Source organism: Streptacidiphilus sp. EB129, from assembly GCF_041262645.1.
GTDB lineage: Bacteria > Actinomycetota > Actinomycetes > Streptomycetales > Streptomycetaceae > Streptacidiphilus.
Genome location: NZ_JBGCCS010000010.1, coordinates 1 through 13696 on the forward strand (window position 1 = coordinate 1; position 13696 = coordinate 13696).

Annotated in this window: 12 protein-coding genes; 8 read left to right on the forward strand and 4 right to left on the reverse strand. The window is 68.6% G+C overall.

The window, feature by feature from the left end; translation table 11 throughout:
* Positions 1 to 94 precede the first annotated feature (94 nt).
* A complete protein-coding gene (locus ABH925_RS14570) occupies positions 95 to 550 on the reverse strand; it encodes a MarR family winged helix-turn-helix transcriptional regulator (RefSeq protein ID WP_370147952.1) in 456 nt (151 codons plus the stop codon).
* A gap of 115 nt (positions 551 to 665) precedes the next feature.
* Here ABH925_RS14570 and ABH925_RS14575 point away from each other — a divergent pair, with 115 nt between their 5' ends.
* Positions 666 to 1001 carry an SDR family oxidoreductase gene (locus ABH925_RS14575; protein ID WP_370147954.1) on the forward strand — a complete coding sequence of 112 codons (336 nt, stop codon included), beginning with the start codon at positions 666 to 668 and terminating at the stop codon, positions 999 to 1001.
* 177 nt (positions 1002 to 1178) lie between these two features.
* Positions 1179 to 1529: a hypothetical protein gene (locus tag ABH925_RS14580; RefSeq protein ID WP_370147956.1), complete on the forward strand. Its 351-nt coding sequence runs from the start codon at positions 1179 to 1181 to the stop codon at positions 1527 to 1529.
* Between the two features lie 1569 nt (positions 1530 to 3098).
* Here the strand turns inward: ABH925_RS14580 and ABH925_RS14585 are convergent.
* Together ABH925_RS14585 and ABH925_RS14590 are read right to left on the reverse strand one after the other, a co-directional pair.
* Positions 3099 to 3236: a hypothetical protein gene (locus tag ABH925_RS14585; RefSeq protein ID WP_370147957.1), complete on the reverse strand. Its 138-nt coding sequence runs from the start codon at positions 3234 to 3236 to the stop codon at positions 3099 to 3101.
* Between the two features lie 33 nt (positions 3237 to 3269).
* Positions 3270 to 6416 (reverse strand): BTAD domain-containing putative transcriptional regulator, encoded by a 3147-nt coding sequence (locus ABH925_RS14590; RefSeq protein ID WP_370147958.1) that lies wholly within the window; start codon positions 6414 to 6416, stop codon positions 3270 to 3272.
* An 849-nt stretch (positions 6417 to 7265) separates the two neighbouring features.
* Between ABH925_RS14590 and ABH925_RS14595 the strand changes: the two genes are divergently transcribed.
* From ABH925_RS14595 to ABH925_RS14615, 5 genes are all read left to right on the forward strand, one after another.
* Positions 7266 to 7712, forward strand: coding sequence for a hypothetical protein (locus tag ABH925_RS14595; protein ID WP_370147959.1), 447 nt, complete (start codon positions 7266 to 7268; stop codon positions 7710 to 7712).
* Between the two features lie 449 nt (positions 7713 to 8161).
* Complete coding sequence (locus ABH925_RS14600) at positions 8162 to 9241, forward strand: peptidoglycan-binding protein (RefSeq protein WP_370147960.1); 1080 nt, start codon at positions 8162 to 8164, stop codon at positions 9239 to 9241.
* A gap of 265 nt (positions 9242 to 9506) precedes the next feature.
* Positions 9507 to 9899 (forward strand): peptidoglycan-binding protein, encoded by a 393-nt coding sequence (locus ABH925_RS14605; protein WP_370147962.1) that lies wholly within the window; start codon positions 9507 to 9509, stop codon positions 9897 to 9899.
* A gap of 208 nt (positions 9900 to 10107) precedes the next feature.
* The gene (locus ABH925_RS14610) at positions 10108 to 10551 is read left to right on the forward strand and encodes a hypothetical protein (protein WP_370147963.1); all 444 of its coding nucleotides are present in this window, start codon (positions 10108 to 10110) and stop codon (positions 10549 to 10551) included.
* A 637-nt stretch (positions 10552 to 11188) separates the two neighbouring features.
* Entirely contained in the window at positions 11189 to 12433 is a 1245-nt protein-coding gene (locus ABH925_RS14615; RefSeq protein ID WP_370147965.1) for an EamA family transporter, read from the forward strand.
* 85 nt (positions 12434 to 12518) lie between these two features.
* On the opposite strand, the gene ABH925_RS14620 is transcribed toward ABH925_RS14615, so the two are convergent.
* On the reverse strand, positions 12519 to 12722 hold the full coding sequence (locus tag ABH925_RS14620) for a hypothetical protein (protein ID WP_370147966.1): 204 nt from the start codon (positions 12720 to 12722) through the stop codon (positions 12519 to 12521).
* A 643-nt stretch (positions 12723 to 13365) separates the two neighbouring features.
* Between ABH925_RS14620 and ABH925_RS14625 the strand changes: the two genes are divergently transcribed.
* The gene (locus tag ABH925_RS14625) at positions 13366 to 13674 is read left to right on the forward strand and encodes a helicase associated domain-containing protein (protein ID WP_370147968.1); all 309 of its coding nucleotides are present in this window, start codon (positions 13366 to 13368) and stop codon (positions 13672 to 13674) included.
* Positions 13675 to 13696: the final 22 nt, after the last annotated feature.

Sequence of the window (13696 nt, forward strand, 5' to 3'; positions counted from 1 at the left end):
GGCCCTACTTGCATGCCTCGACCACCGGAAGTTCAGTCCACCGAGTCGACGCAATCGAACCCGCGCTCACCATGACCGATACGAAGACGGCGTCTCAGGTGTCGGCCGGGTCGGCGTGGCCGCCGGGCTCGCCCAGTAGACCGCTGGCCGATCGGTGGATCTTCGCCAGTGCGCTCAGGAGGTGTTCGCGTTCGGCCTCGGTGAGGTCTGCGGTGACCTTTTCCTCCATCGAACGTCGTTCCTTTTCGATCGGTTCCTGCAGTGCGCGCCCCGCGTCGGTGAGCCAGAGGCGGACGAGGCGGTTGTCCCGGTCGTCGCGGCGCCGGGTGAGCAGGCCGGTGGTGGTCATCCTGGTGGCCATTTTGACGACGGTGGGAGTCGTGACGCTCAGCGCGCTGGCGACCTCTCCGGGTGTGCGGCCGTCCTGTTCCCACAGCACGGCGAGCAGGTGGTTCTGGCCCAGGTGCAGGCCGTGGTGCCGCATGACCCCGTCGGCCAGGGCCCGGAGCGCCTTCGTTGTTCTGCTGTGCAGGTCCAGGAACTCGGGCATCGCGGTCTCCGGTGGGTGTCGATCGGGGCACCAGCAGGTCGATTGACGGCTAATCAGTTACCGGCTAGCGTCTTCACGTCAATCGTTAGTCGGCTAGCGTCTATACGGAGTCCGAATGATACTGGTCACCGGAGCCACCGGAAACATCGGCCGAGAGCTCGTCCGCGAGCTCGACGCGAAGGGTGCCAGGGTACGCATCCTTGTGCGTGACCGCGCCCGCGCCGCCGCACTGCCCGAACGCGCCGAACGCGCTGTCGGCGACCTGGACGCCCCTGCGACGCTGACGCCCGCCTTCACCGGCGTCGACAAGCTGTTCCTCCTCACGCCGGGCATCGGCACCACTCACACCGCCCATGCCGTCTCCGCCGCCCGGGCCGCCGGGGTGAGCCACATCGTGCACCTGTCCTCCATCAACGTCATCGGCGACCCGATGCCCGCGATGGGCCGCTAGCACCACGAGCGCGAAAAGATCGTCCGCGCCTGCGGCATCCCCGCCACGATCCTGCGACCCGGCGGCTTCACCACCAACGCCCTCGAATGGGCGCCCACCATCCGCGAGGACGGGTACGTCCTTGACCCGGTCGGCCCGGGGCGCCACGCACCGATCGACCCCGCCGACATCGCCGCGGTGGCCGCCCTGGCCCTCACCCAGGACGGCCACCAGGGCAAGGAATACATCCTGACCGGCGCACAATCGCTGACCGTCACCGAGCAGGTCCAGATCATCGCCGCCGCGATCGGCCGCGACATCGAGGTCCGCGAGGCAGTCACACCAGCCCAGGCTCTCCAGTCCCGCTTCCCCAACGGAGCACCCCCGGCGCTTGCCGACGCCATCACCGAGGCATTCACGCTCATGCGCGCCGACACCGCCGGCTTCCGGACCGACACCGTGCAGCGGCTGCTCAGGCGCAGGCCACGCACGTTCGCCCACTGGTGCGCGCGCAACGCCAACGCCTTCCAGCCCCCTGCCGCCCCCTGACCCGGCAGCGGTGTTCGGGGGACACGCAGGACGGCGTCGGCCTGCGCGCGCCGCTTGTTCGGTGCCTCGTGGACCACCTCGGAGGTCCACGACAGGACCGTGCCCATCCCGGCCCAGCCTCCGGCCTGCTGCGCGGCATCCCGGCCCGCAGCGGTCAGCCCCCCACGTCATGTGCCCGGCACTGGCACGGCCCTCGGAGTGCACCAGCCTCGCCTGCTCCAGATCGTTGAGCGCCGCGCGCGCGAACTTGTTCTCCCGCGCCTCCGGGCGCAGCAGCCGCCACAGCTGATCGGCCGTCACCACCTTCAGCACCCCGAGTGCGGTCAGGACCTCCGCCCGGACCCTGGAAGTGGACCCGGCCGCGTTGGCGCGCGGGCCGCTTGGCCGTCGGCCGGGCAGCCGCGGGCGCGGTGGCGGTGTCCGGCTCGCTCTCGTCTGCCACTCCCCCGTCCTGGCCCTCGCGTCTCAATCCCGCGATCTTCTCCCACGCCACCGACATCCGTCACGCACCACGATTGTCGCTGCGGTTGCCTCAGCCCGCCCGTGGCTGCTCTCCTCCGCGCCCCTCCTCGCGGCCGGCCACCTGGCCGGGCGCAGCCGAACAGCGTGAGGCAGCCCGGAGGCCCGCGCGGACCTGGAGCGAAAGAGGCGGCTCGCGGCCCGGAGCGAATCCCTGCCTGTGCGCCCGAGACCACACAACCAAAGGTCGTAGGGGTGCGGAAAGGTGCCCGGAAGCCGGGTCGGAAGGGCCCTTGGCCGGCTCTGGTGACTGCGACGGAAGGTCCGGGACGGCGAGGCGGCCGGGGCGGAGCGCGGACACGAATCACGGCGCCGCCCCGGCCAGCACGACCGCAACAGCATCCCCGGCCCTCTGCCCGGACGCCGACGTGTCCCTCCCGGACGGTCAGCGCCGTGACCACACCGGCGGCCAGGCCGGAACCGCCCCGGAAGGAACGGTTGTCCCCTGTGGCCGGCCCGCCGCCACTCTGGAACGCTTCCGGCCTCGCCCCGCACCACGACCGTGTCCACGGCGGCTCACAGCGGCCCCACCGCGTGCACCCGGACCGCACGCCGGGCCCGGCGCAGCGCAGCGCCGGCACAGTGCGCAGCGGCGCCCGGGCCAGGAACTCGGATTGGCCGGGGTTGTGCCGAACACGCGTACGCGACTGTGGATGCTCTCGAATTCCCCATATGGTTGCGGTTTCAACAGTAGCCCCCGGGAGTGTGGTTACTCCCCCGGGGCCCTCACCCGATTGCCGCATGTCGCCACCACCCGGGCACCAGCGGCCGGGTGAGGATGGGTGGCACGGACGGGGCCGGCGAGCCCCCGTACCAACCGCGGAGACCCCGAAGTCTCGCCCGCCTGCGTGGACCCCCGAACCGCACCCCATCTTCAGCAGGGGCCCACGCAGGCCCCGGATACCAACGCGGTGCCCTGCGCCCGGGTGCAGGCCGCCGCTCAGGAGGCGGTAATGGCGGGCCCGGGTGGGCCAGGGAGCTGCGGGCCGTTGTTGCGGACGCTGTTGACCGCGGGCGAGACCTCGAGGGCGGCGAGATTGCCGCGACGGCTCACACCACCGACTGCTGCGCCTGGGGTTCCTCCGCCTCGCGTGCCAGCTTCTTACGGGTCAGCTCGGCCTGATGGGAGAGCCGGTCCCGGGCCTGAACCATGGACGGACAGCGGCAGTGGTCGAGCGACGGGGGCATGGGCGGCGGGTCCTGGCCACCGACCCGCCCCGGCTACGTGCCGCCGGAGCCCTGGCTGTCTCCCTGCCGCTGTTGGTGATCCTGTTCGCCATCACTTCCCTGACGCTGTCCCATCTGGACTCGGCGGGCTTCGCGGGAAGCCTGAGGCGCGTCGGCGCCCTGTACTTCACCATCGTCACCCTGGGCCCCGCAGGCTACGGTGACATCGCCCCGGAAGCGGACTTCGCCACCCGTTTCGGTCCCGTTCAGAAGGACTACGAGGTCGCTGAGAACGTCGGCGGCGTCGGTGCCGTCCAGGCACTGCCGCGCGAGTTGCCATTGCTGGCGTGCCTCCCTCGGGTTGCCCAGGGCGCGCATGACGCAACCGTACTGGTGTCGGACGAGGCCCTGGACGTAGGTGTCGTCGCGGGCTTGCGCGAGATCGAGCAGGTACAGGCACTCATCGGCAGCTTGGTCATGCCGTGCGAGATCCCGGAGCGCGCGGATGAACCCGAGGCGGGCCGTCTGGATGATGTTCCAGTCCGTGTCGTCATCGAGGAGCCCCAGCGCCGTCTCGAAGGACGGAAGGGCTTCCTCGGGTTCTCCCAGCACGAGATATGCGCAGCCGATGCCTTCATGGGCCGAGCACTGTACGCCTCGAAGGCCGTGGACGCTGGCCACCTCCAGGCTGCGGAGTTGGTAGTCGATGGCGACGCGCGCGTCGACTCGCTCGTACAGAGTCCCGAGTCTGTTCAAGGCCAGTGCCTCCTCGAACGCTGCGCCGCGCCGCCGGGCCAGGACAAGAGTGCGCTTCAAGGTGACAACAGCGTCATCATGGCGCCCGAGGAAGATCAGGATCATGCCCTTGTTACCCAGCATCGCCTCCTCTCCTGCGGGATCCTCCAGTTGCCGCCAGATGGCGAGTGCGTCGTCGAGGCAGGAGAGGGCAGCCTGGAGATTTCCGGACCGGAAGTTCGCGGCTGCGAGATCACCCAGCGCGTGGGCCTCGGCAAACACGTCTCCGTCCTGCTGCGCGGCGATAAGGGCGCGTTCGTTCAGGGCTTGGAGTTCAGGGATGCAGCCCCGTCGCATCAGATAGGAGAACAGAACCCTGACCAGGTGGAGAATCTGGGGCCGGGCGGCTGGAATCTGGACGTAGCGGTTAACCAGAGCGACGATGTTGGCCAGCTCCGAGTCGCACCAGGCCATGGCGCACTCGGCGGCGGGGAACGCCGAACCGTCATCCAGCGCGATTCCCCGTGCCCTTCTGCCGGCTGTGGCGGCCGAAGGGTCGAGAAGCAGGTCCATCTGCCCGACCGTGGCCGCGTACCAGCGCAGTGCTCGATCGACGGCATCCGCACGCTCCCCGACGGTATCGCCATGCTCGGCGGCCTCATGGGCGAAATCACGGACCAGGTCGTGCAGCTCGTATCTACCCAGACGCGGTTCCTCGACCAGCGCGACGTCGACGAGTCGCTCCAGCGCAGCAGTCGCGCGGCTCTGGTCGACGTTCATCAGACGGGCTACCGCCCTGGCGTCGTACCTGTCCAGATCCAAGGCGCCAAGGCGCCGCAGCGCCAGCGCGGCGTCTCCATCCCGGCGTTGTTGGGACTGGCACAGGGCCTCGTAGGCCACGGCCAGGGAACGGCGCACGCTGAGATCGTCGTAGTCGAGATGATCCAGCCGTCCGTCCTCGGCCACGAGCGACTGGACCAGCGACTGAACGGTCAAGGCGCGGCGCGCGGCCAGCCGGGCCGCGACGACGCGCAGGGCGAGCGGCAGTCGGCCGCAGAGCTCCACCAGGCGCTCGGCCCCGGCGAGGTCGGCGTGCAGGCGTTCACGTCCGGAGGCCAGCTCGACGAGTTCAAAGCTCTCGCCCTGCGACAGCGGCTCCAGTGTGATCCGGGCATCTGTGTCCAAGGTCGTCAAGGGCGACCGGCTGGTCACCAGCACGGCGCAGCTGGGGTCTGCCGGCAGCAGCGGGCGCACCTGGGCCGCCGAGGCCGCGTCGTCGAGCACGATCAGGGTGCGCGTCGAGACAAGCATGGAGCGCAGCAGAGCTGAGGCGGCATCAATGTCGACTGGCACCAGCCCAGCCTCGACGCCCAGCGCCGTCAGCAGCGCGGTCAACGCCTCGATAGGCGCCAGCGGAGAGACTCCCGCCGTGGCACCGTGCAGGTTGAGGAACAGCTGCCCTCCCGGGAAGCTGTCGCACAGCGACGTGGCTACCTGGACCGCGAGGGACGATTTTCCGACCCCTGCCATGCCGCTGACCACTGCCACGCTCGTTGTCGCGGCTGAGGCCGTCAGTGTCTTCGTCAGTGTCGCGAAGTGTTCGCTACGGCCGACGAAATTCCTTGAAGCGAGGGGAAGTTGAGCTGGCGTCCAGCGCGCGGTCGGCGTCGGCGGTACCTCCTCCGCGCTCGTCCCGGGCGAATTCGCCGACGCGGTCCTGGCGGTATGGGGTTTCAGGATCTCCTGGTGAGCTTCCATGACGCCTGCTCCGGGCTCGACCCCCAGCTCGTCGACCAGCGCGCGGCGCAGGCGGCGGAACACGGCCAGCGCCTCCGCTTGCTGGTCGGTGCGGTGCAGCACCAGCATCAGTTGCCGGTGGAACGTCTCACGCAAGGGCTGTTCGGCGATCAGCGCGGTGAGTTCCGGGGCCAGCCCGTGGTGGCGTCCCAAGGCCAGCTCCGCGCCTATTCGCCACTCCAAACCCTGCCACCGGGCTTCCGTGTACTGCTCGATCCGGGGCTGCGCGTCGGCAAGGTCCGCCAGCTCCGGCAGCGGGTTGCCGCGCCACATCCCCAAGGCGCTCTCGGTCTCCTGACTGACAGTTTCCCAGTCCTGACGGAGGTAGGCGGCGCGTGCGTCCCGGAGCGCGGCCGTGAAGTCCTCCGCATCCAGTTCCCCCTCGCCAACGCGCAGGGCATATCCCCCGGGGGCGGCCAGGATGCGTGGTTCGTCGCTGCCGTCCTCGGCCAGCGCCCGGCGCAGTCGGGCCATGTGGTTTTTCAGTGAGGCGCCGGCCGTAGTCGGGGGATGCGCACCCCACAGGGCTTCCTGCAGACGGTCGGTCAAAACCCGCTGATTCGGGTGCAACAGGAGAACGCCCAGGAGAGCCCGTGCCTTCGGGCTGTCGATCGTACGGGCCGTCTTACCGTCATGGACGGCCAGCGGACCGAGCAGACTGAAGCGCATTCTTGCACGCCCTCCGTAGGAGTGTGGGGCTGATCCGGCTTGTGTCACCAGGACAGCAGACGCTCGGCGAGGAGTGTCACGGCCCAGCTGAGATGACGCGTTGCCAGCCCGTTGCTGCCCGGTTACCGGCTACCGGCAAGCTCATCTTGTCAGGAAGCAGGCGCCTGGTCTCACTCAAATGATCACCAGACGCCGCAGCCATCGGCACACAACCCGACGCCGACAAGGCGAGCGGCCGACTCACGCAAGCCGAAGGACGAACATCCGCCGGGGGCACCCGCTCTGACCCAAGGGAAGTTGACACGCATGTCCAAGCCGAACCCGAACTCGAACCTGCCTCGACGCATCTCATGCTGTGTCGTCGGGACGGGCAGCTCGGTTGCTGGGCCTGGTCGATGGGGCGGCCCAGTCTGGTTGCCGCGTCGCAGTCCCCGCACTGTTGGCGTCGGTCCCCGTGGACGTCAGCAGGTTGTGGCGTGCGCTTCGCATCGCGAGACGTCTCAATCCGCAGGTCAGAGCCTTGCAAGCATATTGGGACGCGGAGACACCGGATCAAGGTTGCTACCGCCGCGTGCCGCCCGGCAGGGTGGAGCCGCGTCTCAGGGGCCTTCTGCGACAAGCCAGTTCCACAGCGCCGTCCAGCACACTCGGCTCATCAGTACGGGCCCACATGCGCACGACGCGCATTGCCATCGGCGCGGCGGCCGCCGTGGCAGCCGCACGGATCGAGGGTGCGGGACGTCACACATCTGATGTGCGTTTCACAGCGCGCAGACAGAGCCATTTTGATCACGCTAGCCACCAGCACGCGTGGCAGCTGAACGAGACAGGGGTGGGATCATGAAGTCCATGCGCAAAACGACCAAGGCACTCATCGCGGGCGCCGCAGCGGTGGCATCCGTCGTCGGTGTGGCCGGAACGGCTTCGGCGGACAGCGTCACGTATGCCTTGTACCACGGTCAGACCCTCAACGTTGGGGACTCGATCATCGGCACCACCGGCACCAGCACGTACTTCCAGCTGATCATGCAGTCAGACGGCAATCTTGTCGAGTACGCCTGGACCGGCGACCCGACCGCCGGCCCCCAAAACAGGATGGTGTGCTGGGCATCGAACACCATGAACTCCGGGGCTGACCATGCGACGTATCAGTCGGACGGCAACTTCGTGGTCTACACCCCGGGCGGTTTCGCGGCGTGGTCGTCGCACACCGCGGGTGGAGGGGGCTCGTACGTCAACCTCAGCGATAACGGCTCCCTGTGGGTCGGCTCAAAGCTATACCACAACGGGTGCTGACCACAGAGTCACCGAACTTGTAGCGATCCCTGTCCCCGACCGGCATCCAGTCGAGGACAGGTCGCATTAGCCGGGGGCAGGGGCGCGATTTAGGGCTCCTCGCTTCCTGGTGTGGGTCGATTCGTGTCGTGACATGACGAACGCCGCACCCTGCGTAGGTCTCTGACTGTCGAGATCCGAACTTTGCGCGATGGGTGCGGCGTGTCACGGAGCGACGAATGAGTTCACCTGGTCGAGCCCGTCTCGGCGCGGGCGAACCGGCGCTGGGATCGGCGGCCCCGGTGCGGGTGTGCCGAGCGCAGTCACCCTTGAGCGATCGGCCAGAAAATCGAGAGCAGCCCCCCGGCCGCAAGGAAGCACACCCCAGTACCGCAGTGCCCGGTAGCCCCATGGCTCTGCCACGCCACGGCGCCGTACCAATCCCACGACAGTCCTCTGAAAGGACCTTCATGCCCGTCAAGGGAACCCTCGCGCGTCGGACCACCCGACTGCTGGCCCCAGCACTGGCGGCGGCCTTCCTCGGCCTGGCCGCCGGCCCGGCCTCCGCCGCGACCGTGCCTGACCGGATCAACCTCTCCTCCCCCTCCTGCCCGAGCGTGGTGCAGCAGGGCGAGGACGACGGCTGCGTCACGGAGCTGCAGACCCTGCTCAACCAGCACGGCACCTCACTCACGGTGGACGGCGCCTTCGGTTCAGGCACCCTGGCCGCGGTCAAATCCTTCCAGAGCGCCAACGGCCTGACGGCGGACGGCCTGGTCGGCTCGGCCACCCGGGGCGCGCTCTACTACGTGAACCCGGCAACGCCGATCAACCTCGGTTCCCCGCGCTGCGCGGTCGACATCCAGCAGGGCGAGAACGACGGCTGCGTGGAGGAAGTACAGAACCTGCTCAACTCGCACGGCGCCGGACTGACCATCGACCACAGCTTCGGCCCCGCCACCGCCAACGCCGTCTCCACCTACCAGACCTCCGTCGGACTCCCGGCCACCGGCGTGGCCGACCCGACCACAAAGGCCAAGCTGTACGGGCAGCCGGCACCGCAGACCCCGCCCGACCTGGGGTCGGCCCGCTACGCCGCCATCGTGAGCGAGGCCCGGGCAGCACTCACGCAGAACATCCCCTATGTCTGGGGCGGCGGCCACGACAGCGACACCGGCCCCTCCATCGGCACCTGCGGTGGCTACACCGGCACCATCCTTCCGTGCCCGGCCGACCACACGGTGGGCCTGGACTGCTCCGGCTTCACCCGCTGGCTCTACTGGCAGGCGGGCGCCGGCGACATCGGCCAGGCGACCGGTGACCAGATCAGCAACCCGCGCTTCACAACGGTGTCCCTGGCCAACGCGATCCCCGGCGACCTGGCCTTCTTCGGAAGCGGCGGCCCCAGCGACCCGGACCACGTCGGTGTCTACACCGGCACAGTCGACGGCGTTCCCATGATGATCGACCAGCCCTTCACCGGCGCCTACACCCACTACCAGCCGGTCAGCGACGGAGCCAACCTCATCGGGTACTACCACCTCACCTGATGCACCGACAGATGCACCCGGCGAACGCGCCACACAGTTGACCCCGTCTTCGACAGAACGCTCAGGCCCCCGGCGCGGTCACCAATATGCCCAGTACCAAGGGACCTGAGAAACGTCGATGGCATGACTTCGCACGGTCACGTCGCAAGATCGCGCGCAGGCGACACACGCCAGCTGTTCTGCCATCGACTCGCAGCGACACACATCCGCGCTGCCCTCCTGCCATTCGTCATTGTCAAAGCCCTTCCCCTTTTCGAGGAGAACCATGATCGGCACAAAGCTCGCAATCCGGCTCGGCACGGTGACGGTCACCGCAGTCCTTGCTGCCGGCGCCCTCGGCGGCGTGGCCAGCGCCAACAGCGATCCCAGCACCCCGTGGGTCGGCCCGGGCCAAACCAACACCTACGACGGCGTGTGGTGCGTCCAGCACCTGCTCAACGACATTAACGACCCCGGCTGGCACCACCTCAACGAGGACGGCTCCTTCGGGCCGGACACCGAAGGAGCGATCCGCGCCTACCAGCAGCTCGTGAAGGACTACGGCGCGGTGCCATCGATGCAGGTCGACGGCATCGTCGGACCCCAGACCGGCAACCTCCTGGTCGGCGCCACCTACAACGCCTCCGGCACCAACTGCGCCAACATCCTGCCCACCTGACCCGTCACCCCCGCCCCGGCTGCCCGGCGGCCGGCACGGTGACCGACATTGCCCGCCAATGGCCTTCACTGACCTCGCCCACCCGGAAGCGGTCGCTCCTGCCGCATTCCACCCGGCGCGATGCGGCCGCGGGGCCCAACGGGCGTCTGTAGCCATACCCGGCTGCCGACGCCATCCAATACACCCAATTCCATCTACGGGGACACCCATGCGCACCACACGTATCGCCAAGATCGTCGGAGTGGCCGCCGCCATCCCGATGCTGATGACCGCGACCGCCGGCAACGCCTCGGCGGCCGCGTACGGCAACACCCTCAGCCAGGGGGAACAGCTGACCGCGGGCCAGTGGATCGCCCAGAACAGCAGCGACCCCGCCGTCTTCTGGGAGCTGGACATGCAGACGGACGGCAACCTGGTGGAGTACAAGACCGACCACAACCAGGGCACCCGGGAGGTCTGCTGGGCGTCGAACACCATGAACTCCGGGGCCACCCACGTCGTCTACCAGCGCGACGGGAACTTCGTCCTCTACACCGACTCGGGCACCCCCAAGTGGGCCAGCGACACCCGGGGCGGCGGCGGCTCGACCGTCAGCTTCAACTACTCGGGCGTGATCTACGTCGGCTACAGTCAGGTCGCCGGCGGCTGCTGACGCCCCCACCCGTGACGGTCCGTCGGCATGACCGACGGACCGTCACGGCTTGCCAGGGACACAAGAGCAGCCCCCGAGGAGAACCCCCGAGCGGGCTGGCGGGGTATCGCCGAAGATCATAGCTACGGTGCTTGATCGCGCGGCGCCGTCCGAGACGACACATTCCATCTCACCAGGATGGAGAAGAACAATCAGCACCTGGTCCAGGTGCCAGTCGAGCTCTCCCCATGACCCGTTGCAGGACCAGCCGTTCCACACGGCCGGACCCAAGGCGTTCTGACGGTCCTTCCACGAGCGAACTCGCCGACCCGACCATCGCCGCCCGCCCGCGCCAGGGCAGGAACGGCGCCATCTTGGCGATGGCCACCAAGATCGCGCAGCGTTCCCGTGTCGGAGATCGGTTGGCTGACCCCGGCAGGGGCAGGCTGGGCGGCGGCGGGGCATGGAGACTCGGTCGCATGGTCAGGGAACTGGAGCCGGGAGAGCTCTCGCAGACATGCCGATGGCGACCGCGGTCAGCAGATGTCAGGTCGCGGGTGTGGGCAGAGCGGTGGCGAGTGCCGGGACTTCGGCGTGACGAACCGGCGCACCCGCCATCTGCCACGGCCCGAGTCGCCGCGGGCGGCGGTATCTCCGCGTGAAGGCCAGGATCGATCCACTGTCCGTCGCGGCGATGGTCGTCACCGTTGTCTCCTTCTCGGCTACCGCTCCTCTCACCGCCTCAGCCTCCGCCGCACCGCTCGCCATGGCTTTCTGGCGCAATGCCCTGGGCTTCGCCACACTCGGGCCGTTCCTCCTGGTATTACGCCGTGGCGAGCTCGCGCGGGTGGTCCGCGGTGAGCGCGGCGTCCTGCGCCGGGAGCAGTGGCGTCCCATGGTCTTCGGCTTCCTCGCGGCCACGTCGCTGTCCCTCCACTTCGCGACTTTCATGACGAGCACCAGGCTGACCTCGGTGGCCATGTCCACGGCATTCGTAGCCACCCAGCCCGTCTGGCAGGCCCTCGTCGCCGCGGCGCAGGGCGTCCGGACGTCTGGCCGGACATGGGCCGGTCTCGCGGTCTCCGTAGTGGGAGCAGCCGCGGCCGGCGGTCTGGACATACGCTCGGGCGGTACGGCACTGCTGGGCGATCTGCTCGCCCTCGCGGGGGCCGTGGCCCTGGCCGGGTACACCGCCCTAAGCCAAAAGGCGCGCACAGATGTGAGCACACCGCTGTATTCGACGGTCAGTTCGCTGGTCTGCGCGTCGGAACTCCTCGCGGTCTGCCTGCTGACCCACATCCCGCTCACGGACTTCGACAGGTCCACACGACTGTCGCTGCTCGGGCTGCTCATCCTCCCTCAACTTCTGGGGCTGGGCTCGCTGAACTTCGCCCTCGGCAGGATTTCGGCGACGACGATGTGTGTCGTCCTCCTGCTGGAGACCCCCGTGGCCGCGCTTGCCGCCTGGTGGCAGCTGGCACAGGAAATCGACCTCGCGACCGTGCCCGGACTCCTGCTGATCATCGTCGGCGTCACGGTCGTGGTGACAGGCGGCAGTGGGGAACCGGCCACAGCGCGGAGTGGCAGACACCGTAAAGGAGCGCCGCCCTGCCCGACCGAGACCGGCCGGTATGCCCCCCAACCACAGTCGGCGACCGAGGAATCCACCGATACGTGGCTGGAACACCACACACCTGCCGGCACCCGGGCCCGGCCTACGACACTCCAACACCTCGCGTTCCCACACCTCGCGTCCCGGCACGGCGCCGAACAGGTCGATGGAGAAGACCTGACATGGCACCTCCTGGACGATCACCCGACCCTGGTGCTCGGGCACCACGGCGCCGTGCCGTTCGACATCGTCTACAGAGCCAAGCCGTCCCTCGACGAAGCGGGGCCGTGAATGCCGTCTGCGTAGCACCGGCAGGGGCAGGCTGCACGGCACCGGGCATGCATACTCGGTTGCGTGAACAAGACAGTGCTGTTGGTCAGGGGAGGGTTTCGAGTCCGGCCAGGAGGCAGGCGGCGTCCAGTCCGATGGCGAGGTCGTGCTCGAAGGTCTGGTTGTTCAGGGCCCAGGGGGATCGTCTCTGTCGGATGAGGGCGATGGCGGTGGCGGGGTCCTGACCCAGCTCGATCAGGGTCTGTGCGACGACGAGGCCGGAGCGGTTGTAGCCGGAGGCGCAGCGCACAAAGAACGGTGCGGTCGTTCCGTATGGCCTCTGCGGCGGTGACGGCCAGCTGTTGGACCGTGTGGAGTTACCCGGCCGTCAGTGGGCTGTCGGGGATCTGGCCGATCACATGGTCGACTCCGGGGTTCGGTCCGTGGCCTGTTCGGGTGAACAGGCTGATGACCAGGTCGAATTCAGCACCGGCAACGGCGGTCTGCCCTTCACCGTCAGGGCGGGCCCAGAAGTTTCCGCCCATCCACAGCCGCGGCCTGACTTCGCTCCACGGTGCCTGCGGGTTCGGGGACCCGCGGTCCCTCTGACGTGTCTTCACCGACGCTCCCCTCTCCGGGTGGACCAACGACACGCTCGGGCGGTCGCGTTCCCTTTACGATGCGCTGCCGTCATTCCCTGAGCGTCAAGTCACGCAGTTCGATCCTACCGACGTCGGCTGGCGCGACAAGAATACGGAGAACGCGCTGTACCCCGTCGCGCAGCCGGTACCGACGAAGGCCACTGCCGGACGGCTGAGATGGCATCGGTCCACAACGCGGATCCGATCACTGCGGCAGCGACGCCGAGCAACAGTATGCCGATCCGCCGGCGTTCTCGGGCTATTTCCGGGGCCACCACCGGGCCAGCGCTTCCGGACTGACGCGGCGCAGCCGTGTGCGAGCACGTCCTCGGGCTGCAACCGCTGGCCCCGGAGGTGCGGCCCAAGGCGACGGTCACATGGGCGGAGAAGGAGAGGCGGAACCTCGCCGCCGCTGCCCAGTTCCGGGCCCGCGAGGGCCACCTGAACGTCCCTCGCGGCTACAAGGAGACCATCGTCCTGGACGACGTCGACGGAGGTGGAGACGGCGACGGGAGCGGCACCGAGGTGATTCTGTCGCTGCCGTTCTGCGCGAGCAGCAAGCGCAGGAAGGGCGAGATCCCGGCAGAGCGGGCGGACCGGCTGACCGATGGTCAGCCGTAGCCGGTACGACGATTGAGCCGTT